This is a genomic window from Stenotrophomonas sp. YJH_SMC_43 (assembly GCF_059372535.1).
In genome coordinates this window covers 319,998-345,044 of the sequence record NZ_JCAFVQ010000002.1, presented here as the reverse complement: position 1 = coordinate 345,044, position 25,047 = coordinate 319,998, and the positions used below count along the sequence as shown (strand labels likewise).

The 25,047-nt window shown below is 65.0% G+C and carries 16 protein-coding genes; 6 read left to right on the top strand and 10 right to left on the bottom strand.

Annotated elements, in window-relative coordinates; genetic code table 11:
• Positions 1 to 29 precede the first annotated feature (29 nt).
• Positions 30 to 1,037, bottom strand: a complete 1,008-nt coding sequence (locus AC5QAH_RS07895; RefSeq protein WP_495232245.1) for a LacI family DNA-binding transcriptional regulator — start codon at positions 1,035 to 1,037, stop codon at positions 30 to 32.
• Positions 1,038 to 1,132: 95 nt separating this feature from the next.
• Here AC5QAH_RS07895 and AC5QAH_RS07890 point away from each other — a divergent pair, with 95 nt between their 5' ends.
• From AC5QAH_RS07890 to AC5QAH_RS07870, 5 genes are all read left to right on the top strand, one after another.
• Positions 1,133 to 2,185, top strand: a complete 1,053-nt coding sequence (locus AC5QAH_RS07890) for a sugar phosphate isomerase/epimerase family protein (RefSeq protein WP_010483474.1) — start codon at positions 1,133 to 1,135, stop codon at positions 2,183 to 2,185.
• Between the two features lie 27 nt (positions 2,186 to 2,212).
• On the top strand, positions 2,213 to 3,430 hold the full coding sequence (locus tag AC5QAH_RS07885; protein WP_495232244.1) for a nucleoside permease: 1,218 nt from the start codon (positions 2,213 to 2,215) through the stop codon (positions 3,428 to 3,430).
• Between the two features lie 12 nt (positions 3,431 to 3,442).
• On the top strand, positions 3,443 to 4,567 hold the full coding sequence (locus AC5QAH_RS07880; RefSeq protein WP_495232243.1) for a Gfo/Idh/MocA family protein: 1,125 nt from the start codon (positions 3,443 to 3,445) through the stop codon (positions 4,565 to 4,567).
• Positions 4,568 to 4,586: 19 nt separating this feature from the next.
• A complete protein-coding gene (locus AC5QAH_RS07875; RefSeq protein ID WP_159359889.1) occupies positions 4,587 to 5,450 on the top strand; it encodes a sugar phosphate isomerase/epimerase family protein in 864 nt (287 codons plus the stop codon).
• A gap of 70 nt (positions 5,451 to 5,520) precedes the next feature.
• Positions 5,521 to 5,775: a c-type cytochrome gene (locus tag AC5QAH_RS07870; protein ID WP_049480174.1), complete on the top strand. Its 255-nt coding sequence runs from the start codon at positions 5,521 to 5,523 to the stop codon at positions 5,773 to 5,775.
• Positions 5,776 to 5,785: 10 nt separating this feature from the next.
• Here AC5QAH_RS07870 and AC5QAH_RS07865 read toward each other — a convergent pair whose 3' ends face one another.
• The 6 genes from AC5QAH_RS07865 to AC5QAH_RS07840 form a co-directional block, all read right to left on the bottom strand.
• Positions 5,786 to 6,544, bottom strand: a complete 759-nt coding sequence (locus tag AC5QAH_RS07865; RefSeq protein WP_010483483.1) for a 3-keto-disaccharide hydrolase — start codon at positions 6,542 to 6,544, stop codon at positions 5,786 to 5,788.
• Positions 6,544 to 7,119, bottom strand: a complete 576-nt coding sequence (locus AC5QAH_RS07860) for a gluconate 2-dehydrogenase subunit 3 family protein (protein WP_495232242.1) — start codon at positions 7,117 to 7,119, stop codon at positions 6,544 to 6,546. Before AC5QAH_RS07860 ends, AC5QAH_RS07865 begins: the two co-directional genes overlap by 1 nt.
• Positions 7,119 to 8,804 carry a GMC oxidoreductase gene (locus AC5QAH_RS07855; protein ID WP_010483487.1) on the bottom strand — a complete coding sequence of 562 codons (1,686 nt, stop codon included), beginning with the start codon at positions 8,802 to 8,804 and terminating at the stop codon, positions 7,119 to 7,121. Before AC5QAH_RS07855 ends, AC5QAH_RS07860 begins: the two co-directional genes overlap by 1 nt.
• 27 nt (positions 8,805 to 8,831) lie before the next feature.
• Positions 8,832 to 9,737, bottom strand: coding sequence for a hydroxypyruvate isomerase family protein (locus tag AC5QAH_RS07850; protein WP_495232241.1), 906 nt, complete (start codon positions 9,735 to 9,737; stop codon positions 8,832 to 8,834).
• Between the two features lie 211 nt (positions 9,738 to 9,948).
• Positions 9,949 to 10,731, bottom strand: coding sequence for an SDR family oxidoreductase (locus AC5QAH_RS07845; protein WP_019337069.1), 783 nt, complete (start codon positions 10,729 to 10,731; stop codon positions 9,949 to 9,951).
• Complete coding sequence (locus AC5QAH_RS07840) at positions 10,728 to 11,054, bottom strand: nuclear transport factor 2 family protein (protein ID WP_019337070.1); 327 nt, start codon at positions 11,052 to 11,054, stop codon at positions 10,728 to 10,730. The genes AC5QAH_RS07845 and AC5QAH_RS07840 overlap by 4 nt, the downstream gene beginning before the upstream one ends.
• A gap of 99 nt (positions 11,055 to 11,153) precedes the next feature.
• Between AC5QAH_RS07840 and AC5QAH_RS07835 the strand changes: the two genes are divergently transcribed.
• Positions 11,154 to 12,065, top strand: coding sequence for a LysR family transcriptional regulator (locus AC5QAH_RS07835; protein WP_010483493.1), 912 nt, complete (start codon positions 11,154 to 11,156; stop codon positions 12,063 to 12,065).
• 123 nt (positions 12,066 to 12,188) lie between these two features.
• On the opposite strand, the gene AC5QAH_RS07830 is transcribed toward AC5QAH_RS07835, so the two are convergent.
• The 3 genes from AC5QAH_RS07830 to AC5QAH_RS07820 form a co-directional block, all read right to left on the bottom strand.
• Positions 12,189 to 12,764 carry a single-stranded DNA-binding protein gene (locus tag AC5QAH_RS07830; RefSeq protein WP_010483495.1) on the bottom strand — a complete coding sequence of 192 codons (576 nt, stop codon included), beginning with the start codon at positions 12,762 to 12,764 and terminating at the stop codon, positions 12,189 to 12,191.
• 191 nt (positions 12,765 to 12,955) lie between these two features.
• A complete protein-coding gene (locus AC5QAH_RS07825) occupies positions 12,956 to 13,504 on the bottom strand; it encodes a toxin-activating lysine-acyltransferase (protein WP_019337072.1) in 549 nt (182 codons plus the stop codon).
• On the bottom strand, positions 13,501 to 25,023 hold the full coding sequence (locus AC5QAH_RS07820; RefSeq protein ID WP_495232240.1) for an SPM autocatalytic domain-containing protein: 11,523 nt from the start codon (positions 25,021 to 25,023) through the stop codon (positions 13,501 to 13,503). The genes AC5QAH_RS07825 and AC5QAH_RS07820 overlap by 4 nt, the downstream gene beginning before the upstream one ends.
• Positions 25,024 to 25,047 lie beyond the last annotated feature (24 nt).

The following is a 25,047-nucleotide window of genomic DNA, read 5'->3' as shown; positions in this document are numbered from 1 at the left end:
CTCATGAGGCAGCGCGCTCTGTCCTGCCCTCACCCGGCCCTGGGTGCAGCCGTCGAGCCCCGCAGCATCAGGCTGAAATCCAGCGTCTGCTGCAGCGGCACATCCACGTGTTCGATGATGGCAAGCAGCAGGTTGACCGCGCGCTCACCAATCTCCCGCATCGGCTGTCTGATCGTCGTCAGTGGCGGCGTGAGGTAGCGCGAGGAGGCCAGGTCGTCAAAGCCGACGATGGACAGATCCTCCGGCACGCGGATGCCCAGCTCCCGACAGGCCGCCAGGGTGCCCAGCGCCATCTGGTCGCTGAAACAGAAGACCGCAGTCGGTACCGGCGCGGCGGCCAACATCGCCATCGCGGCGGCATGGCCGGACTCCACCGAAAAGTCACCCGGCACGATGTTCAGCTGGCGCAGGCGTCCACGCGCCTTGCCGGCCGCCCGCACCCCTTCCAGCCGTTGCTGGTGCAGCGGATTGTCGGGGGGGCCACCGACCACCGCAATGCGTTCGTGTCCCAGCCCATACAGGTGTTCCATCACCGTGCGCGCGGCGGCGGCATTGTCGATGTGGACGCTGGGGATGCCCAGCGAAGGATCGAACTCGCAGCCGTTGACCACCGGCGCGGCGGCACCCCGCTGTTCGACGATGTCACGCGCCGTCGGTGGCAGGCGATGCCCCAGCACGATCATGCCGTCGGCCTCGTTGCGCCGGAGCATCTGCGCATAGCGCTCCTCGCGATCCGGTTGATGCTGGGTATCGCCCAGCAGCACCGCATAGCCAACGGCCTGCGCGGCGTCCTCCGCACCCTGCAGGATCTGGGCGAAGAACGGATTGGCGATGTCCGGGACGGTGACCAGGATCTTGCCGCTGCGCTGGGTCTTGAGCGTGCGGGCCACCGTGTTGGGCACATAGCCCAGCGCGGCGGCAGCTTGCTCGATACGCGCGCGGGTCGTCGGCAGGACTTTGTCCGGCCGCGAAAGCGCCCGCGACACTGTGCCTGCGGAGACGCCGACGTGCTTTGCGATGTCGTAGATGGTGGCCATGGCGTTAGATCTCCTGCCCGCTGTGCACTGCACAACAGGTCCTGCGTGAGCCCCTGCTAGGATAATGCAATCGATTGCATCGAGGGCGAATCACGTTGAAGACGCTCAAGGGTCCAGCGCTGTTCCTGGCGCAGTTCATCGGCGACACAGCTCCTTTTGATCGGCTGGACACGCTGGCCGGCTGGGCCGCAGGCCTGGGCTATTCTGGCGTACAAGTGCCGACCAGCGCGCCCCACCTGTTCGACCTGGCCGAGGCCGCACGCAGCCAGGCGTACTGCGACGACCTTGCCGGCATGCTGGCCGGGCATGGCGTACAGATCACCGAACTGTCCACCCACCTGCAGGGGCAGCTGGTCGCCGTCCATCCCGCCTATGACAGCCTGTTCGACGGATTCGCACCGCCGGAAAAGCGCGGCGACCCGTCCGCGCGCCAGGCCTGGGCAGTGGAGCAGCTGCTGCTGGCAGCCAAGGCCAGCCAGCGGCTGGGACTGACCGCACACGCCACCTTCTCCGGCGCACTGGCCTGGCCCTACTTCTATCCCTGGCCGCAGCGCCCGCCCGGCCTGGTGGAAGAAGCCTTCGCCGAACTCGGCCGCCGCTGGCGTCCCATCCTCGATGCGTATGACGCCTGCGGCGTGGACCTGTGCTTCGAGATCCACCCGGGGGAGGACCTGCACGACGGTGCGACCTTCGAACGCTTCCTCGACGTGGTCGATCACCACCCGCGCGCGAAGATCCTGTACGACCCCAGCCACCTGCTGCTGCAGCAGATGGACTATCTGGGTTTCATCGATCGCTACCACGCGCGCATCGGCATCTTCCACGTCAAGGACGCGGAGTACCGCGCCAGCGCCTGCAGTGGCGTGTATGGCGGCTACCAGGACTGGATCGATCGCCCGGGCCGGTTCCGTTCACTCGGCGACGGCCAGATCGACTTCAAGGCGATCTTCTCGAAGTTCGCGCAGTACGACTTCCCCGGCTGGGCGGTGCTGGAATGGGAGTGCTGCCTGAAGCACCCCGAGGACGGCGCGCGCGAGGGCGCCGCCTTCATCCGCGACCACATCATCCGCGTGACCGAACGCGCCTTCGACGACTTTGCCGACAGCGGCACGGACGCCGGATCACTGCACCGCATGCTGGGAATCTGAGCCAAGACCGCCCCGGGAGGGCAAGCCATGACGCACGCCATGTCGCGCCTGGGCGCGATGATGTTTCTGCAGTTCTTCATCTGGGGGGCGTGGTTCGTCACCCTTGGAACCTACCTGGTGCAGGGCCCGCTGCAGGCCAGCGCCAGCCAGGTGGCAACGGCGTTCCTCAGCCAGTCCATCGGCGCCATCGTCGCGCCGTTCCTGGTCGGCCTGATCGCGGACCGCTACTTCGCCGCGCAGCGCATCCTGGCGGTGCTGCACCTGGCCGGTGCGGTGCTGCTGTGGCTGGCCTCCACAGCAGACAGCTTCAGCACGTTCTCCGCCTGCGTGATGGGCTACATGCTGCTGTTCATGCCGACGCTGGCACTGGCCAACAGCGTGGCGATGCGGCACATGCAGTCGCCGGAGAAGCAGTTCCCGCTGGTGCGCGTGGCCGGCAGCGTCGGCTGGATCGTGGCCGGTGTGCTGATCGGCTGGCTGGGCTGGGAACAGGCGCATCGGCTTGAACTGACGTTCCGGATGGCGGCGCTGGCATCACTGCTGCTGGGCCTGTATGCCTTCACCCTGCCGCACACGCCGCCGCTGGCGCAGCAGCGCGATGCCGGCCTCGGGCAGATCCTGGGGCTGGATTCGCTGCGGCTGCTGAAGTCGCGCGCCTATCTGGTGTTCTTCCTGGCCTCCATCGCCATCTGCATCCCACTGTCGTTCTATTACAACTTCACCAACCCGTACCTCAACGACCTGGGCGTGCGCGGCGCCGCGGGCCTGCAGTCGCTGGGCCAGGTCTCTGAAGTGCTGCTGATGCTGGCCATGCCGTTCCTGTTCGTGCGGCTGGGGGTGAAGACGATGCTGGCGGTGGGCATGGCCGCATGGGTGGTGCGCTACGCCATGTTCGCCTTCGGCGATGCGGGCAGCGGTTTTTCCCTGCTGGTGATCGGCATCGTGCTGCACGGCATCTGCTACGACTTCTTCTTCGTCACCGGCCAGATCTACACCGATGCACATGCCGGTGCCGCCGCGCGCAGCAGCGCGCAGGGGTTCATCACCCTGGCCACCTACGGCGTGGGCATGTTGATCGGCACCTTCCTGTCCGGCGCGGTGGTGGAGCACTTCACCACTGCGGCCGGCCCCGACTGGCAGCAGATCTGGCTGTTCCCGGCAGGCGTTGCACTGATGGTGCTGGTCGCCTTCCTGCTGCTGTTCCGCGACCGGCCGGCGGCCACGGCCGCGCCCTCCACGCCCTGAGGATCCCAGTCGATGCCCACGCTTGGAATCGCCATCGTCGGCGCCGGCATGATCGGCGCAGTGCATCGTCGTGCGGCACTGCTGGCGGGTGCCGAGGTACGCGGCGTGGCCGCCTCGTCACCGCAGCGTTCACATGAGGCAGCGCAGTCCTGGAATGTCGCGCGTGCCTATCGGGATATCGAGGAGGTGATCACCGACCCGCAGGTGCAGGTCGTGCACGTCTGCACGCCCAATCACCTGCACCGCGCGATGGCCCAGGCTGCGCTGGAAGCCGGCAAGCACGTGATCTGCGAGAAGCCGCTGGCCACCTCGCTGGAAGATGCACAGGCGTTGGCTGCGCTGGCGGCCTCGCGCGGCCTTGTGGCCACGGTACCCTTCGTCTACCGCTACCACCCCGTGGTCCGCGAGGCGCGCGCACGCATCGCCCAGGGCGATCTGGGGCCGTTGCACCTGATCCACGGCAGCTACCTGCAGGACTGGCTGCTGGACCCGGCCAGCAACAACTGGCGCGTGGACCCTGCGTTGGGGGGCACTTCTCGCGTGTTCGCCGACATTGGTTCGCACTGGTGCGACCTGGTGGAATGGATCAGCGGCGAGCGTTTCGCCGAGGTCAGCGCGGCGTTCTCCACGGTAATCGCCGAGCGCGGCGCCGTCAGCGGGCAGAGCTTCAGCACGCCAACGGCCGCCAGCACGATGCAGGCCGTCACCAGCGAAGACGTGGCTGCGGCGATGTTCAGGACCGGCGCCGGCACGCTGGCGTCATTGACGGTCAGCCAGGTCTCGGCCGGACGCCACAACCGCCTCTGGTTCGAGATCGATGGCGCCAAGGCCAGTGTGGCCTTCAACCAGGAGGATGCCGAACGACTGTGGATCGGCCTGCCCGACCAGCGCGAGAAGATCTTCGTACGCGGCCCCGGTGCCGGCAGTGACGATCAGCGCCGCCTTTCCGTGCTTCCGGCCGGGCATGCACAGGGCTACGCCCAGTGTTTCGAGGCGTTTGTCGCCGACACCTATCGCGCCATTGAAGGCGAGCGGCCGCAGGGCCTGCCGACCTTCGAGGACGGCCTGCGCTCGGCGCAGATCGTTGACCGTGTCATTGCATCGGCCAGGTCGCGTGCCTGGACCACCATCGGTTGAATCCCGGGAGGATCTGTTGATGAAAGCTCTTTTCCGTAGAGGTGCAAGTCTCATCCTGCTGTTCGCCACCCTGCCCGCTTTCGCGGACGAAGCCGCCAGCACGCAGAAACCGATCGCGGTGCAGATGTATACCCTGCGCAACGCCGGGTCGCTCGACCAGCAGCTGAAGATCGTCCACGACGCCGGTGTGCACGCAGTGGAGACGGTCGGCACGCAGAACGCCAGCGCTGCGGAGCTCAAGCGGCTGCTGGACCGGTATTCGATCAAGGCGGTTTCGTCGCATGTGCCGCTGGCCGAGCTGCGCAATGATCTGGACGGCGTGGTGACGTTCAACCGGTCGATCGGCAACACCACGCTGGTGGTGCCGTACCTGGATGCGAAGGATCGGCCGACAGACGCCGCGGGCTGGACCGCACTGGGCCAGGAGCTGGGCAGGATCACGAAACAGGTACGAGCCAAGGGCATGCGCCTGGCCTATCACAACCACGACTTCGAGCTGGTCGACTTCGATGGCAGCACCGGACTGGAGCTGCTGTTCGCAGCGGCCGGCCCCGACCTGCAGACCGAGCTGGACCTGGCCTGGGTCGCACGTGCGGGCCTGGACCCGGCCGTGATGCTGGGAAAATTCCGTGATCGCGTGTTCGCGGTGCACGCCAAGGACAATGCACCCAAGGGCCAGGCTGAAGACGAAGGCGGATTCGCCGCCGTCGGCCAGGGCGTACTGGACTGGAACGCGATCCTGCCAGCCGCGGCCGCCGCGGGCGTGCACTGGTACATCATCGAGCACGACCAGCCGCGCAACCCGGCCAAGGTCATCCAGACCGGCGCGGACTACCTGCGTGAACACCTGGCCATCGACCAACCTGCTCGCGCACCGCGCTGATGCGAAGGAGCCTCGCTTGAACACTCGCCTGAAATTGAGCTTCACCCTGACCGCGGTCCTGTGCGGCGCGATGCTTGCGACCACGGCCTGGTGCAAGGACGATCCTGCGGCCGGTGCGAAGCTCTACAGCGCAAACTGCACGGCCTGCCACGGTGCCGATCGCGCTGGCATGCCGGGCGCGTTTCCCGCGCTCACCGACATCAGCAAACGACTGCAGCCCGCGCAGATCAAGGACAAGATCAGGAAGGGCGGCGGATTGATGCCGCCCTTCCCGCAACTGTCGCAACAGGAAATCGATGACATCGCCAGCTACCTGGCGAAATAGCGGGTGGGCGCTACAGTTCGCGCACCCAGATGTTGCGGTAGCTGACCTTGGCGTCATGCTCCTGCAGATAGAGCGGCGCGCACGCATGGGGCGCGTACGAAGGCGCACCGATGTACTCGGTCTTGCCTGCCAGCACGGTGTCGTCCTGGACCAGCACGCCGTTATGCAGCACGGTGATGCGCGCGGGCGACGTCAGGCCGCCGCCCTGCGAGAACCGCGGCGCCTTCCAGATGATGTCGTAAACCTGCCACTGGCCCGGTGCACGCGAGGCGTTCACCCGTGGCATGGCCTGCTTGTAGATCGAACCCGCCTGGCCGTTGGCATACGTCGGGTTGTTGTAACTGTCGAGCACCTGCAGTTCATACAGTTCCTGCAGGAAGATACCGCTGTTGCCGCGGTTCTGGCCGTCGAAGCCCTTCGTCTCGGTGGGGGTACGCCATTCGACATGCAGCTGGACATCGCAGAAGCGCTGTCGGGTGCGGATGCCTTTGCTGCCCGGCACCACGGTCATCGCGCCATCGGCGACGGTCCAGGGCACGCGCCCGCCCTGCTCTGCCTCCCACGCCGAGGCGTCCTTGCCATCGAACAGCACGATGGCGTCGGACGGCGCTTTGCCCGCGGGCGTTTCCACGACTGCAGGCACCGGCGTCCACACCTCGGTCTTCTTCGGGTCACGCGCAGCGTCGGCACCGTTCTGCGCGTAGGCAGGTACTGCGGCCAGCAGGCCGGTGGCCATCAACAGAGAGCGGATCATCAGAATATCGTCCATCAGCTGGTTCCCCACGCCGGCGTGCCGGGAACATAGGCAAGGTCGCCGTCGTAACGACCCGGCACCGCGACGTACTGCAGCACCCCTGTCGCGCCGACCTTGGAGGTGAAGAAGCCGAAGATGGCCAACTGCTTGAGCATCGTGAAGTAGTGCGGCATCGCCTCGCCCTCTTCTGGTGTGCCGGTCTCGGTCACGTCGGCAGGGCGTGCCTTCGCTTCAGCGTCCAGCGTTCGCAGCAACCCGGTGCGGGCTTCCGGTGTGAGCGATACGAAGCGGCCACCTGCGCGTTTGTCGATGTCGGCCAGGCCGGCGCGAAACGCCGCCTGCTGCCGGGCGGTGTAGCAATCGCTGACGAATGTCGCCATGAACAACCCGGCACCGGCGTCCTTCGCGCCAGGTGTCCGGGTCCGCGGCAGGATGGTCTCGGCGATCTCGCCCAGCGTGCCGACATCGGCATCGGAGAAATGGATCTTCGTGGCGCCCGCCGGTGCCTGCCCCTGCACAAGCGCAGGCAATCCAACCATGGCCGCGCCGGTGGCGGCGACGATCATCTTCAGCAGTTCGCGACGATCCATCAGAGGTTCCCCGCTTTCAGTTCGCGTACCGCGTGGTCGGCCGCGCGCGCGGTCAGCGCCATGTAGGTCAGCGAGGGATTCACGCAGGCGCTGGAGGTCATGCAGGCACCGTCGGTCACATAGACGTTGGGAGCATCCCAGACCTGGTTGTGCTGGTTCAGCACCGAGCTCTTGCGATCACGTCCCATGCGCGCGGTCCCCATCTCGTGGATGCCCTTGCCCGGGGCATAGTCGTTGTCGTGCATCTTCACGTCCTTGACGCCGGCCGCCTCCAGCATCTCGGCAGCATCGGCGGCCATGTCCTTGCGCATCGCCAGTTCGTTGGCACGCATGGCAACGTCCATCGCCAGCACCGGCAGCCCCCACTTGTCCTTGCGGTCGTGGTCCAGGCGGATTGTATTGTCGTGGTGCGGCAGCATTTCACCGAACCCGGTCATGCCGATGCGCCAGTCACCCGGCACGGTCAGCGCTTCCTTCAGGTCGGCGCCGATGTTCAGCTCGGCGATCTCGCGCGACCAGCCGTTTCGGCTGGCACCGCCCTGGTAGCCGAACCCGCGCAGGTAGCCACGCTTGTCGGCTGCGACGTTGCGGAAGCGCGGAATGTAGAAACCGCAGGGACGGCGGCCGAAGTAGTACTTGTCTTCGTAGCCCTCGACCCGGCCCGAGGCACCCGCACCGAAATGATGATCCATCACGTTGTGCCCCAACTCACCGGACGAAGAGCCCAGCCCGCCGTCCCATACATCGGTCGCCGAATTCATCAGCAGCCACGTCGAGTTGAACGACGACGCATTGAGGAAGATCACCTTGGCGGTGTACTGGTAGGTCTGGCCGGTTTCGGCGTCGATGACCTCCACGCCACGCGCACGCTTGCGATCCTTGTCATAGAGCACTTCCTTGACGATCGAGAACGGACGCAAGGTCAGGTTGCCGGTCTTCATCGCCGCTGGCAGCGTCGCCGCCTGGGTCGAGAAGTAGGCACCGAAGGGACAGCCCAGGATGCACTTGTTGCGGTACTGGCAGTTGACGCGCCCCTGCTCGGGCATCGGCTGGGTGATGTTTGCAGTGCGCGAGTGGATCATATGGCGCGTTCCGCCGAAGGCCTTCTTGATACGCGCGGCCACATCCTTCTCGACGATGTTCAAGGGAACCGGCGGCAGGAACTCACCGTCCGGCAGCACGTCCAGTCCTTCGCGCGTGCCGGCGATGCCGGCGAACTTCTCCACATGGTCGTACCACGGCGCGATGTCGGCGTAGCGGATCGGCCAGTCAGCAGCGATGCCATCCTTGAGGTTCGCCTCGAAATCCAGATCGGAGAAGCGATAACTCTGCCGCCCCCACAGCAGCGAGCGGCCGCCGACGTGATAGCCACGGAACCAGTCGAAACGTTTGGTCTCGATGTAGGGCGAGTCCTGTTCGTTGGCCCACATTCCTTCCAGATTTTCGGCCAGGCCGTAATCGCGCATCAGCACCGGGAAGTCGGCCTTCATCGCCTGCGTTGGCCGATTGCGGTGCGGGAAGTCCCACGCCTCCTTCATCGCGTTGACGTAGTCCTTGACGTGCTCGATGTTACGGCCACGTTCCAGCATCAGGACCTTCAGGCCCTTTTCGGTCAGCTCCTTCGCCGCCCAACCGCCACTGATTCCCGAGCCAACAACAATGGCGTCGTAGTGATTATCTGCCATGGGTTTCTCACCTGGGTGGATATCGTTTCAGACGTCGCAGAGGCGGATCGCCTCGCGCAATGAGGCAACGGGATCGGGCGCTGCAGACGTGAACTCCTGCGCCAGATACCCCTTGAAACCGGTGTCGCGGATCGCGCGACAGATGGCCGGATAGTGGAGCTCCTGCTGGTCTCCGATCTCGTTCCGGCCTGGCACGCCTGCGGTGTGGTAATGCTTGAAGCAGGCGTGGTGTTTTCCAATGGTGGCGATGATGTCGCCTTCCATGATCTGCATGTGGTAGATGTCGTAGAGCAGGCCGAAGTTGTCCGAGCCGAGCCGCTGGCACAGCTCCACGCCCCAGGCAGAGTGGTCACACAGGTAGTCGTGGTGATCGACCCTGGAGTTGAGCAGCTCCATCACCAGCACCACGCCGCGCTTCTCGGCATGCCCGAGGATGCGCTTGAGGCCAGCTTCGGCATTGGCCATGCCTTCGGCGGGGTCCATGCGGTTGCGGTTGCCGGAAAAGCAGATGAGGTTTCGATAGCCGGCATCGGCGACCAGATCGATGTGCCGCGTGTAGCGCTCCACCAACTGGTCATGGAACTGGCGCCCGGCAAAGCCCTTGGTCAGGCCCAGCTCCGCGCCGTTGCACATCGAGCTGTACACGCCATGGGCCTTCAACGTCGGCCAGTCTTCCGGGCCGATCAGGTCGATCGCGGCGAAGCCGATGTCCTTCACCGTCGCGCAGAGCTGGGTGACGGACAGCTGCGGGAAGGTCCAGCGGGCGACGGAGTGCTTCAGGTTGCCTTTGAGCGGCGCGGTGGCGGCGGATGCGGGCAGCGTGCCCGCGATTGTCGCGGCCCCCAGGCCAATGCTGCCGGCAACTGCGATGCGCAGCGCATCGCGCCGCGTGAGCCCCGTCGGCGGGGCCGGTCTGATCGAATGGACGGACATCCACCTGCCGGCCTCCCAACCGGTATCAAACGCAACGATTCACTGCAATGCAATCGATTGCACCATAGGGGAGGAAATTGTCTGTTTGCAAGTCGCGGTGCACGAAAGCTGATGCTGCGGGGCACAACTCCGCAGGAATCGCGGACAAAGGAAAGCCCCGCATGAGCGGGGCTTTCTTTCTGGGCGGTGGCAGCGGGACGACGCCTGTTGGCTACAGGGTCGAGACCGTGCCGCCGTCGATCCGATACTCCGTTCCGGAAATCGAGGCAGACCGGGGAGACGCCAGGAACGTGATCAGATCGGCCACCTCCTGCGGTGCCGCGGGGCGCCCCACCGGGATCCCCCCAAGCCAGTCCATGACCCGCCTCTTGCCCCCTTCATAATCGGTTCCTGCTTCTGCCGCGATCCGTTCTGCAAATTCCCGGGAAGCCTCTGTCTCGATCCAGCCCGGCGCAACGCTCAGCACGCGCACGCCCTTGGCGGTGACCTCTCTTGAAAGCGACTTGCTGTACGTCGTAAGTGCCGCTTTGGCCGCGGCGTACGCGGTGGTGGACTCCGGCAGAGGCAGCATGCGCTGGATCGAACTGACATGGATGATCACGCCAGCGCGCTGCGCGAGCATGGCCGGCAGCAAGGCGCGATCCAGACGAACCGCCGGCATCAGATTGAGGTTCAGCTCGGCAAACCAATGCGCATCACTGATCGCCGCGAAGCCGCCGCCTGGTGTCTTTGATCCCCCAAGCACATTGATCAGGATGTCGGCACCGTCCCACGCCTGCAGAACGGCCTGGGCGAAGATGCCGGTGCCCTCGGCCGTCGACAGATCGGCTGCCACGTACGCGACCCCTTCGACCGGCCGTGCCGGCAAGCTGCGCGCAGACGTCATCACCCGGGCCCCGGCCTCGGCCAGGGTCCTGACCACCGCAGCCCCCACACCCAACGTGCCGCCGGTTACCACGGCCCGCAGGCCACCGAGTTGAAGATCGAAGCTCATGCAGTGATCTCCAGCGCTGCAATCAGGCCTCGTTGCAGTTCGAAACGGTAGGTCAGCAGGATCGGGCTGCCTGGAAAATTGCCGCTGACAGTGGCGCGGACAACGTGACAGTGTTCCTGCCGCGCGATGGCGCATGGCACGCTGGTAGCACGGTACTTGGCCGATGCCTCGGCCAGGAAGGCCTTGATCGCGTTGACGCCGGTGAGCGTGTGCCCGTCGTCCTTGAGGATCGCCTGGGTGGTGAAGCAACGCCCGAGGGCTTCGGGGTCATGCTCGGCCGCGAAGTACGCGGCAATGGGCTCTGGGAGGGTCAGTGCATTCATTGCTGGGCTCCTGCAGTGGTGAGGCGCTCAGGATGTGCACGCAGGCCAGTTAAGTGAATGCCCTATAATCCGAATGGGTTATGTCGAAAAGTCTACCTAATGCGCGGATCCGAGTTCACTGAACTGAAGGCTTTCGTGGCGGTGGTGGAACGCCAGAGCTTCGCGCGGGCTGCGGAACATCTGGGGGTATCGCCCTCGGCGCTGAGCCAGACCATCCGCCAACTGGAAGGCCGCCTCGGCACCCGCCTGCTCAATCGCACGACCCGAAGCGTCGCGCCATCAGCAAGTGGCGGGCGACTGTACGCGCGCATAGCGCCGCTGTTCGAGGAGTTGGCCGTAGCGGTCGCTGAAACCCGCGAGGCGACCGGGCGGGTGAATGGGACGCTGCGCATCAATACGCTGGGCATCGCCGCGAGAACACTGATTGCCCCGCGGCTTGCCCGCTTCCACCAGGCCTACCCTGATGTCGTTGTCGACATCGTGGTCGACGACGCGCTCAGCGACATCGTCAGTGGGCGGTTTGATGCAGGCATCCGCGTGGGCGGGCAGCTCGAGAAGGACATGGTGGCCATCCGCCTCACTCCCGACCTGAACATGGTCGCCGTGGCGTCACCGGATTACGTCGCACGCCGTGGAACGCCGCGATCTCCAACGGAACTGCAGGACCATGCCTGCATCAACTGGCGGCTGCAGAGTGACGGCAGGCAGTACCGATGGGAGTTCAAGAAGCGAGGCCGCCACCTGGAGGTCGCCGTGGACGGTCCTGTCGTCACCAATCACGCTGACGTCGGGATTGCGGCGGCACTGGCCGGCCTTGGAATCGCCTATCACTTCGAGCAGGATCGCGTGGGGGAACTGCTGGCCCAGGGATTGCTGGTGCGGGTACTGGCGGATTGGTCGGTCTCGCGCCCCGGGCTTTTTCTCTACTACCCGAACAGGCGGCATCGCCCCGCCCTGCTGGGGGCGTTCATTGATTGCCTGCTGGACCAGGGCGTGTTCGGCAATCGGTGATAACATCGAGAAACGTCCGCATCGGCGGCCGTCGGACAACAGGATCCCGGCAGGGCCTCAAAAACGACAAGGGCCCCAGGCAGGCATGCCAGGAGCCCTTGTCGGGATGCACCGAAGGTGCGCTTAGAACGGAATATCGTCGTCAGCGAAGTCGTCCATCGGCGGAGCCTGCTGCGGCTGCGGGCGCTGGTTGCCACCCTGGTTGCCGTAACCGCCGCCCTGGTTGCCGCCCTGGTTGCCATAGCCACCGCCCTGGCCGCCACGCTGGCCACCACCACCGCCGCCGTACTCCTGGCGCGGCGCCTGCTGACGCTGCGGGCGATCGCCGCCGTAGTTGCCACCACCGCCACCGCCGCCGCCTTCACCGCGGCCGCCCAACATCTGCATTTCATCGGCAACGATGTCGGTGGAGTACTTCTCCACGCCGTCCTGGCCGGTGTACTTGTCGTAGCGCAGGCTGCCTTCGACGTAGACCGAGCTGCCCTTGCGCAGGTACTCGCCGGCGATCTCGCCGAGCTTGCCAAAGAACACCACGCGGTGCCATTCGGTACGTTCCTGCTGGTTGCCATCCTTGTCCTTGCGGACGCTGGTGGTGGCCAGGCTGATGCGGGTGATCGCCATGCCGCTCTGGGTGTACTTCACGTCCGGGTCGTTGCCGAGGTTGCCGACCAGGATGACTTTGTTGATGCCGCGCGCCATAGGTAAGTGATTCCATTGTCCGGGGGCTGGTGCCTGTCATAGCACACAGCCGGAGTTGCCGATACCCGGCCGCCCATGGTGGGCACTGCCAGAAACCCGGCATTCTATCATCGCGCCCCGGCCCACCGGGCTTGCCTCTACTCCCCCGACCGCCAGCATGGCGGCCGGGGCGGGCGTTTACCCTTACCGGATCAGGCCGCCTGCGACGGCACGCCGCCCAGGGTCACCTTGTCACGCCGGCCGGTGGCCGGATCGGTCCGGTGCATGGACAGGCTGCGCCCCGCGAACGGCCCGGTCAGCAGATCGCCCAGCATGGCCTCGGCCAGGCCGTTGCCGGGCTGGGCGAAGGGGGTGATGAACTCGATCAGCCACAGGCGATCGCCGCTGTTCCAGTCGTCCAGTTCCAGCCGCTCGCCGACTTCCAGCTTGCGCTCGGCCTCCTCTGAAAGACTGGCCCAGATTGCAACGCCAAGCGGCAACTGTTCCAGTGCCTGCTGGGTCACCCCGGCGAAGGCCGCACCGGCTTCCTGCATGCCCGGCAGCGGCGGTAGTGTGCCGAAACGGAACACCCGGAACTGCTCCTTCAGCAGCGGCGGCATGAATGACCATTCGAGGTCCTTCAACTGCATCTCACGGTGCAGCGGCGACTGTGAAAGCAGCCAGACGATCTGGCCGAGGGCCTCGGCAACGGTGCGCGGCGCCCCGTCGGAGGCGGCGGTGGCGGTCGTGGACGTGATCATGAACGGGAAATCCTATAGTCGGGAATGGCGGTCAACAGTTCCATGGCGGCCGGATCGCGCGCCGCCGTGCTGATGCCCTGGGCATAGGGCTGAGCGTCGAACGTGGACATCGCTTCGATCATCTGGAACCGCTTCTTCTGTGCCAGCGCCAGATTGTCATGCAAGGCGGAGCGCTGTGTTGTCGGGCCGGACGGAATGCTTTCATCGATGGGGGCACGCTGTTCCGACCGAGCCGATTGCTGCATCCGCTCGGCGGCGGTGGGCTCAACGCCACCGAAATGATCCCCCAGTTCCGTCACGGCTTGTGCCACCGGGGCCTGCGGCAGGTCAGTTGCAGGCGTGAAGCGTGGATCCCCGCCACGGCGGTTGACGCGTCCGGAGGCGGCATCACCGCTACCCAGGTCACGCCCGCCCTTTCCGGAGCCAGCATTCAGGTTCAGGCCGTCATCGTCGCCCTCCTGATTGCGCTCGCCGAAAGCGAAGAACATGTCCGACAGGGCCGCCTGGGTGCCATCGATACGGATGTACTGACCGTTGGCATAGGTGGTGTTGTCCACCGACGTACCCGGCATCTGCCCGGTACGGCGCGCATCAAGGTTGATCGACGCCACGCCGGCCTGCTGCAACGTCAGCAGCTCACCCGCCTGGCTGATGCCATCGCGGTTGGCATCGCGCCAGACCTGGAACTCCCTGAAGCGGGCGTCATTGGCATCCAGGCGGCGGTCGCCGTTGCTGTCGTAGGCGGCCAGTCCCTCAAGGTCGGAATGGGCGCCTGCAAGATCGGCCGTGAACGAGATCTCGGCGCCGGAATCGATCGTGCCGTTGCGATTGCGGTCGAGCACCAGTAGACCGTCGTGCGGCCCGACCCAACCGGTCAGATCACGCACGCCATCACCGTCCATGTCAAAGCGCGTGGCGCTCTGTGCCCAGCCCACGGTCTCCACGCCGTCGCCGTCCAGATCGAGAACCACAGGGCCGAGGCGAGCGCCGAACTCGTTGACGACAAACTTCAGCGGATCACTCCAGAGGCCAGCGCTGTCCACGCTCTGGATGACGATTTCATAGTAGGTGTCGTAGTAGGTCTCCTGGTAGTAGCCCGCGCCGCTTCCGCGCGGATCGCCCCAGCTTCCGTCGTTCACCTGACGCCGGTTTCCACGATTCACGATCCGCGTGGCAAGCGTGCCGTTGTAGTAGTAACCGTTCAGGAAACCATCACCGGAAATGGCCTTCGACGTGGTCCCATAGTCAAAGAACGATGTCTCGTTGGTATAGGTGTCCCAGTACTGGCCAGTAGTACTCACCAGTTCCACCGCGCTGGTGATCACCAGACGGCTGAAGATGTCCTCCTGGTCACTTCCCCAGAGCACGTACACGTAGTTGCTGTCCTGCGTCTGGACGACCGTCGGCCGCTCATTGACGTTCTGCACATTGATCGTCACCCAGGTGCTGCTGGAAAGGCCACCACGATCGGTGACCGTCACCTGGATCTGGTGGCTCTGCGCGGTCTCATAATCCAGCTGCCCGTGCAGCGCGATCTGACCCGTGGTGGCGTTGATGCCGAACAGGTTGCTGGCACCACCGGTGATGGCAAACCGGTGGTCGCGGTTGTACCACTGGCTGTCCGGGTCGGACCAGTTGGTGAACTGGAACACGGTCTGCCCCGCCCCCGGCGCCGATTCGGCCAGCGTCAGGCTCTGGCCCCAGGTCGTCGGTGCCTCGTTGACGTCTTCGATGCGTACCGTGATCTCGCGATTGCCCGACACCAGCGCTCCATCCGTCGCACGAACGGTGACGTTGTAGTACGCCTCCAGCTGGCCATCGCCGTCGCCGTCGATCAGCTGCAGGTACGGTGCAACCGCTTCGAAATCGAAGCTGCTGACGTTGTACTTGAGCTGGTTGCCGGAAATGGCGAACCAGGCAAACGGATCGTTGATGATCTGGTACGAGGGCGCGGTCCCGTCCGGATCAGACGAGGACAGCGTGGCCACCACCTGCCCGGACACGCCGGTGTTCTCGGAGGTGAGCGCCACGTGCTGCACGACGTCAGGCGTTCGTGGCGCTTCGTTGACGTTGGACACGCCCACTTGGAACACCTGGTCGCGGGTCGCGCCGTGGGTGTCGGTCACCCTCACCGTGATTGCATGCGAAGTGGCGGCCTCGTAGTCCAGTAGCCCACCATTGGCGACGCTCAGTACACCAGCCGCGGTGATGGCAAAGCGGCCGCCAGCATTGTTGACCAGGGTGAAGGTCAGGACGTCGGTCACGTCCTGGTCCTGGCCACTGAACTTACCGACCTCGGCGCCGTTGGCAGTGTTTTCCGCGATGCTCAGCGTGCGATCAACGGTGATGCCATGCGGCGTATCGTTGACGTCTTCAAGGCGCACGGTGATGGTGCGCGCCCCCGCCGAGGTCAGCCCACCCGACACAGCCTTCACCGACACCGAGTACACCACCTCCTGGCGGCCATCGCCATCAGCGTCACTCACGGCCATTCCAGCAGCCTTCAGCGCTTCGAAATCCAGGACCAGGCCATCACGGAACTTCAGCTGGTTGCCGACCAGGGTGAACCAGCCGCGCGCGTCGCCCTCCAGCACATAGCTGTAGCTGCCATTGCCGCCACTGGAGGCAAGGTTGGCGATCACAACGCCGCCCAGCGCCGCATTCTCGGCGGCGATTGCCACCGGTTGGCTGGAGACGGTCGGCGTAGCCGGCGCCTCATCAACGTTGGTCACCGCCACGGTGAACGTCTTGTCGCGGGTCAACCCTCCCGAGTCGGTCACCCGCACCACGATCTGGTGCGAGGTGTTGGCCTCGTAGTCGAGCAGGCTGGCATTGGCCACCGTCAGCACGCCGGCCGCGGAAATCGCAAAGCGCCCGCCTGCGTTGTTGGTCAGGCTGAAGGTGAAGCTGTCATTGTCCGCATCCACCCGTGCGAAGTTGCCCAGCACGGTGCCATTGGCCACCGGTGCATCCGAGGTCGACTCGACTGTGCTCAGCGCACGGTCCACGGTGATGTCGGTCGGACGCGCATTGATGGTGACCGACAGGGTCTGCGTCTTACTGCTGGTCTTGCCCGTCGCGGTCTCCTTGGCGATGGCGGTCACCGTCAGCGCCGCAGTGCCGGTCAGGTCGGCCGACCACGTGGCCGGACCGACCAGCGCCAGACCGGCCAGCTGCGCCGGCGTCAGCGACCACACGCCGTTGCCCAGGTTCGTGCCCTTGTTCAGGGTCAGCCCGGTCGGCAGGTTCGAGATTCGGATCTCCAGCGTTTCCGACCCGTCGGTGTCGGTGAGGGCAGCCTGCACGTCCAGCGTCAGCGTTCCGCCATCAAGCGTCTTGCCGACCTGCACGGCACGGGTAATCACCGGCGCGTCCACTACCGGCGCCACATTCATGAAGAACACGCGCTCGGTCACCAGCCCACCGGCATCGGTTGCGATCAGCTTGATCGCAACGCGTCCGCTGGCGTTGCCCTTCGGCACCAGCGTCACCGTACGCTCGCCGTTGGCCCCCGCAGTGATGCTCGGAGTATTCATCCAGGCCACCACCGTCGTGAGGTCAGTGGCATCCACCGCCACGGCACGTACGGTGACCCCGGATGCCGGGGTCAGGTCATCACCGACGGTGAACTGCAGGGCGACCTGCCCATCCTCGTTGATCGACTGATCCGGCACGATGCTGATCGACGGCAGGCCGTTGCCATCCCAGTAGTGCCGCCACTGGTTCTCGAACGTGCCGTCGGCATGCAATGCCTGATAGGCCGCCACCGTGGCCGGCTTGGTGCGACCGGCCATCAGCGCGACCAGTGCCTCTGCATTGATCGTGCTGCTGGCGTGCTCGCCGGCCAGGAAGAAATCAATCTTGTAGTTGGCGCGATCATTGGCATTGGTGGTCGTGTACCAGCCCTTGATCGTGGTCACCACGCTGGTGCCGATCACCGAGATCACCAGGTCATCGCCGGTACGGCTGAACCACAGGTCATTGCGGCTGATGTCGCGATAGCCGATGACGTCGATATCGTCGCCACTGGAGTCGTAGTTGCGGATTTCGTCGGCACCGGAGTTGCGGTCGATCAAGTAGACGTCGCTATCATCGCCACCAATCAGGATGTCGTTACCGGCGCCACCATACAGGGTGTCATTGCCGGCCTGCGCATCGAGCAGGTCGTCACCATCACCGCCATACAGCGTGTCGTTGCCAGCACCGCCATAGAGCTTGTCGTTGCCTGCGCCACCCTCGATGTAATCATCCCCCGCGCCACCAGTGATGACGTCGTCGAACCCACTGCCGATCACGCGCTCGAACGCATCTTCCAGCACATCGCCAGCGGCCGCGCCACCATGTGCTCCGGTAGCCAGGTTCAGCACGATGCCCGCCGTCGCCGAGGCGTAGGTCAGCGTATCGACACCGACGCCCCCGGACAGGGTGTCGGCACCGGCACCGCCATCGAGGATATCGTCGCCATCACCACCGCGCAGGATGTCGTTGCCGACGCCACCGCGCAGCGTGTCATTGCCGATGCCCCCTTCCAGCAGGTCATTGCCGGCACCGCCATCGAGGATGTCATTGCCGGCGTCGCCGTACAGACGATCATCACCGTCTTCGCCATACAGGTTGTCATCGCCATCACCGCCACGCAGTTCGTCGACGCCTGCGCCACCGTACAGCGTGTCGCGACCCAGCTCGCCCCACAGTTTGTCGTCGCCAGCCTCACCGCGCAGATTGTCATCGCCATCGCCACCGTACAGGTCGTCGTTGCCACCGCCGCCGTTGATGATGTCATTGCCACCGAGCCCCTGGATCACATCCCGGTTGGCCTGGCCGACCAGCGTTTCGCCAGCGGCAGTGCCGTACAGGTAGTCATCGCGGTTGACCACGGTGAAGACCAGCTGCTTGCTGACGCTCAACCCGGCGCCGCCGCGATCGGTCGCGGTGACCGTCACGGTGACGTTGCTGCCCGCCTCATAGTCAACGATCGCACCCGCCTTCAGGCGTAGCTGGTTGCCGTTGATGATCTCGAAGCGGCTGTCGGACACGCTGTACACCATCGTGGCGAAATCACTGCCGGCCGTGGTGTCTGGGTCGGTGGCCGACAGCGTGCCGAGCAGGATCGCCGGCAGCGCGGTACCGGTGGGAACGCGATCGGTTTCGCTGAAGCTGGTGGTGGTGGCCGCGAACATCACTGCCGTCGGCGCTTCGTTCTCGTCTTCGATGGCATAGGTGAAGCTGAGCGTCGAAGCAGATGCCAGGCTGCCGTCGTACGCCCTCACGCTGGCGGTCAGCAGCACCTCCTTGATGCCGTCGCCATCCAGATCGACCAAGGTCGCGCCTTGGGCGGCGGCCAGCGCCTCGAAGTCGATTGCAACGCCCGCACGCACGCGTACCTGGTTACCCACCACCTCCAGCAGACCGCCCGGGTTGGCTACAAGTTGCAGGGTCGGCGTGGTCTTGTCGGGGTCCCCGATCACGAAGGTGCCTACCACCGTACCGGCGCCCGTCTTTTCACCGGCCAGTACGGGTGCGGTGTTCGGTGGCCGCGTCGGCGTGAACGGTGCCTCGTTGACATTGCGGACGTCGATCTTGAAGTCCTTCTCGAACCACGCGCCGGCACTGTCGGTCACGCGTACCCGGATGGTGTGCGCGGTGGCGGTCTCATAGTCCAGCTTGGTGCCGTCACGAACGCTGAGCGTGCCATCGGCCGTGAGCTTGAAGCGCCCGCCGCCATCATTGATCAGGGTGAAGGTGGCCGTATCTTCCGCGCCGTCGCGATCGATATGACCGAAGCGGCCCAGCGACAGGTTGTTGGCGGCGTTCTCGTCCACGGCCAGCGGGCCGGGTGCGAGGATGTCGCTGGGCGCGTCGTTGACCGAGCGCACCACCAGATCGACGATCTGGTCGGCGGTATTGCCGTCCGCATCGGTCACCCGGACCACGAAACGGTCATTGCCGTGGCGGTCCGCAGCCGGCGTGTAGACCCAGGCGCCGGTGGCCGCATTGAGCGTGACGGCCCCCATACCGGGTGCGGTGATCACCGTGTACCCGGTGATGTTCCCATCATGGTCGACGGCATTGACGCTGCCACTGAGCGGTACGTCCTCATCGGTGGCCAGGTACTGTGTTTCGACCAGCGGTGCAGGCTTGCTCGAGTTCTGCCAGTAGGTGCCGAGCAGGGTCTGCAAGCTGGAGGACATCCCGGCCGGCACGGACGCCGACTCTGCCGACATTGCCGCGAGCAGCGGCTCGGCGTGGGCGAGGAACAGCGAGCCCGCACCAGTCGCGATCTCGGTGATCCGGCTGGCGCCGGTGTAGTAGCCCGCGATGGTGATCCGGGTGCTGCCTCCGATCACGCTGACCAGCAGATCGTTGCCCACCTTCTGCAGCCAGACCTCGTGGTTGGCCACGTTCTGCAGCACGATGCGATTGACGCCCAGTGCGTCTTCGATCCGGTCGTTGCCGCCCTCCCGATCGAACAGGTAGGTGTCATTGCCATCACCGCCCCGCAGCAGGTCGTTACCGGCCTCACCGGCCAGGGTGTCGTTGCCGGTCCCGCCGTCCAGCAGGTCGTCGCCCGCGCCACCCACCAGAGTATCGTTGCCGGCTTCGCCGTAGAGCTGGTCGTCTCCATCCTGGCCCCCCAGGGTGTCATTGCCTTCGCCGCCCCAGGCCTTGTCGTGGCCTACATCGCCGCTGATCTGGTCGTCGCCCAGCCCACCGTAAAGCTCGTCAGCACCCGCGCCGCCAGCCAACACATCGTTGCCCGCGCCACCTTCAAGTCGGTCATCGCCGGCATCGCCGGACAACGCATCGTTGCCGTCGCCGCCCATCAGGGTGTCGTTGCCATCACCACCGATGAGCACGTCATCGCCCCCACGCCCATCCAGCCAGTCGTTGCCGCCCAGCCCGATCAGGCGATTGGCCCGCGAATCACCACTGATGGTATCGGCGAAGCCGTCGCTGCCAACCACGTTCTCCAGCGTGCTGACGCCGTTGACTGCAACCAGGGTATCGCCATCAGCATGCCCGCCCGACAGCGTGCCTGCGGCGAGGTCCAGCACCAGCGAGGCGGTGGACGTCACATAGCGGACGGTATCGCCATAGGCTTCACCCGCCACCGCCGCCTGGCCGAGGCTGATGCGGTCGCTGCCACCGTCGAGGATATCGGCACCGGCACCGCCCTCCAGCGTGTCGTCACCGTCGCCGCCCCGCAGCGTGTCATTGCCATCTCCACCCGCCAGCACGTCGTGACCTGCAAGACCCGTAAGCGTGTCCGCGCCATCGGACCCGAACAATACATCGTCACTCGCGCTACCGCCTTGGGAAAGCTGGCGGAACTGGCGCAGATCCAGCACCAGTCCGTCCTTCAACTGCATGAACTCGACGCGACGTTGGGCATTCGTGTGATTGGCGAGCTTGATCGTACCGTTCTGTGCGGCGAAGACATCCACCTGGAGCGTCGTCCCGCTCAGCGCCAACCGAAGATTGGAGAGGCTGAGCCCTGCTCCCAGTACCAGCGTATCCTGGCCCCCGTCGATGGCCTGGAACACTTCGCGTACGATCTGTTGCCCATTTGGCCCGTTTCGCCAGGTCGACGAACGGAACTGCCCCTGCGCCGATGGCCACGTGGTGGAGGCTGGCGCGTTCGTCACTGGGGCGTCAAACAGGAAGTCCACCTTGTCCACGCTCTGGTAGACAACAGTGCCGGATCCGATCTCCTTGACCGTCAACCGATACTGATGCTTGTTGCCCACCGTTGTCTCGCCAATGCCCAGATACTCCCAAGACGCCGTGTAGGCTGATCCCAACGCCCCTGAGCTGGACATCACCTCATCAAGATAGAATGCGCCTTCATAGATGACATCACTACCGTCGCCGATGTTGTACTCATAGGCATCGTCGCCCTCACCGCCGTACAACGCATCCGCGCCACCGCCACCACGCAGCACATCTGCGCCTATGCTGCCGCCGAGGCGGTCGGCGCCGGCGCCGCCCTCGATGCCTTCGATGCTGCTGTAGGCATCGCCCTTGGCGTCGCCGGTATTGGCGAACGTGCCTTCCAGGTAAACGCGCACCGCCGCACTTCCCGCGTAAGAGGCGATGTCCACGCCACCGCCACCGAACAGGGTGTCCGCGCCGGCACCGCCGTGCAGCAGATCGTCACCCTGGCCGCCGTACAGGATGTCGTCACCCGCACTGCCACGCAGCGTATCGTCGCCCTCATTGCCCATCAGCAGGTCGTTGCCCGCACCGCCGTCGATAACGTCATCGCCACCGTTGCCGGTCAACCAGTCCTTGCCAGCCGTACCGACGATCGTGTCGTTGCCATCGCCACCCCCAAGCAGGGTCATGTCGGTGAGCGCATGGCGGCCGGTCGCGGCAAACACCATGTTCTCGATCGATCCGCCGAGTGCGTACCAGTCCCTGATAGTGATCCGGTCACTGGACGCCGAGAGGCGCTCCTTCTCACCATCGCGACCGATCACCAGGCGCAGGTCATTGCCATCGCGCTGCAACATCACATCCTGGATATCGATGCCAACGCCAAATTCCAGCGAATCAACACCCGCGTTGCGCGCTATCAGGCCATTGAGCGCGCCCTTGTGCCGGCGCAGCACCTGCGCCTCGTCGTTCCAGTCGTTGTGGCTGATCCAGGTGGAACCGTCGAAATAGACCACGCCGTCCTTGCTGACGGTGCCATCGGCATTACGCACATAGCCGTTGACGTAGGCGCCCTTCTCCCAGACCAGATCCCAGTTGTCGACATAGTCGTCCATGACAATGTCGTCGCCATCGCCGCGCTGGTAGCGGAAGACGTCATCGCCTTCACCGCCCACCACTTCGTCGTTGCCACGGCCGCCGACCACGAGGTCCGAACCCGTACCACCATGCACACGGTCATTGCCATCATCGCCAAACACCGTGTCGTTGCCCGCGCCGCCCAGCACCTGATCGTTGCCGGAGCCGCCCATCACCCAGTCCTGGTCGCCATCGCCAGCAACGAAATCGTCGCCCGAGCCACCATTGCCGAAGTCATTGCCGGCCAGGCCGCGGATCTCGTCGTTGCCAGCCCCGCCATACAGGAAGTCCGCACCGTAGGTACCCAGGATCACATCCGAGCCACCGGTGCCGATGATGTACGAGGTCATATCGCCGATGCGGATGTCCTCGCCATCGGCAAACCGCAGCCACTCCACGCGATGCGAAGATTCGAACCAGTCCTTGATGGTCAGCTCGTCGCCGGTGAGGATCGCGTTGCCGGCGGCGTCATAGCTGACCAGGGCAATGATCAGGTCGTTGCCGGCACCGCTGGCCGAGGAGCGACGCATCTGGATGTTCTGCAGCGACAGGCCGGTGCCGAACACGATCGCGTCCTCCCCCCCCTTCACCGAGCCGTTGACCTCGTAATCGCCGCCACCAGCCCAGTTGCGCGCCAGCTGTCCATTGGCGATCTTCGCGAGGCGGTCATTCAAGCTGTCGCCGCTGCCGCGGATGGCCCCCGCCCCCTCTTCGTCGTAGACCACATCGCGGCCGTCACCGAGCCGGAACAGGTACTGGTCCGCGCCGCCCCCACCGAACAGGCGCGCTTCGCCATTGCCCCCCCGATCATCGCCGGCGCCACCGGCGATGATGTCGCCACCCTCGCCACCCGCCAGCAGGTCGTTGCCAGCGCCGCCTTCCAGCCAGTCCGAACCGGTGCCGCCATACAGGCGATCGTCGCCGGCACCGCCGTCGAGGTAGTTGCCATTGCCACCACGCGCAGCGATCGCCAACGCCTGTGCGCTGGCATCACCGATGGCGAAGTTCACATTGGTGACATTGCCGGCGAACAGCACATCGTTGCCGTCACCGCCAAACAGCCAGTCATCGAGCAGGCCACCCACAAGGGTGTCGTTCCCACTGCCGCCGAGCAGATCGTTGCCGAGATCCCCGCCACGGACCAGATCGTCGCCAGCACCGGCATCGATGACCGCAGCGATGCCGATGCGATGGGTGGCCGGGGCGGCCTTGCCGTTGATCAGCAGGCCAGTGGTGCTGGACAGCGTTGCACCATTGACGATGATGCTATCGTTGCCGGTGCCACCGAGGATGCGATCCTTGTCTGCGGTGACGATGGTGTCGCCAATAGAGAGGAGCTCCTCGCCGCTCCATCCCATGAACAGGAACTTCCGTCCACTCGAACTGTCAAGCGATGCAACGACGTTCGCCGCATTCAGGCCTACGCCATTCAGCTCCCCATCGGGCAACTGATCCATCCATGCCGCAAATCCGCCTACCCAGTCAGTCGATGCACGCTTGTTCAACCCAAGTTCTGTGGCACGCGCAAATGTGATAGCCCATTGTGCTGCCAGTCCGCTTTCCGGAGCGCCGGCAATGAGCGCGTTGATCTGGAAGGGGTCCATCAGATAGCGCCCGTAGTCGGCCGCCATCGCAAGATCCCCGACCAGAGACGTCACGTTGAACTCACGCGAAGACGGCAGCATCCCCAGGTGTTGCACGAGGGCGCGCTTGATATGGATGTCGCCGCCGATCATCTTCCCGGCAAGATTGGTCAGTGCCAGTGCCGATCCGTATCCGATCAGCTCTTCCGCGCTGGAGAACGCGACGGGAGCCGCCGACCAGTATCGATACTCCTTTCCATACGCGCCAAAGGTGCCCCCATCGACAGAGCTACCAGAGGCTACCCGGCTTCCGGACAATTTCAGCACAGCATTGAGATTCTCCGCCACGGCACTGGCGAGGATCTTCGCACCGGCCTTGGAGCCACCGGAGCGTGACCGCACTCCGCTGATGACGAAACTCTCCGATGTCTCTTCCCAGCTGACCGTGGCCCACGACCGCGGCTTTCCACTTGAGAAGAACGAGCCGATCAGTCCTCCCAGGATGTAGCCGACCAATGCGCCGACTGCCGCACCGATCGCGCCGTATGCCGCCCCACCCACTTTACTGCCCGCTGCAGCCCATGTCGTCGCCGCAGATGCACCGACATAAGCACCAATGGCCGATCCCACCTGCGCACCGATCTGGCCACCGATGGTATCGAACTCTACCAGGCTGGCACCGATGCGCGCGCCGACATAAGCCCCCACCGCATTGAACAGCTGGGCGGATTTGATGCCATTGAACAGGCTGATGTTCGCGCCATTGGAAATCGCTGCCGCGTTCTGGATGATCTGCGCGATCGCCGCCGACGCGACGGTTTGCCCCAGTTCGCCAAGCGTTCCTTCAATACCAAGCGAGCTGATCAGCTCTGCGGCCAGGTAGGAGGAGATCGCACCCACACCTGCACTGCGCAGGTTGGCCTGGAACTCTTCCGGAAGGTCGTCAAGGACGTTCTGGACCACTCCCGACGGAAGCGTTACAGACACACCGCCGGCTTGGATGGCCTCTGCCAGATTCTCACCGACGGTTGTCAGGATGGTGGAACTCAGCACCCGCCATGCAGGATCCTTGATACGCAGTGCCGAAGAAACGGCGCCGCCGATGGCTCCGCCGAGCCCACCCGCCAAGGCAATCTTCTGCAAGAGCCCATCGTCGGCATTGAACAG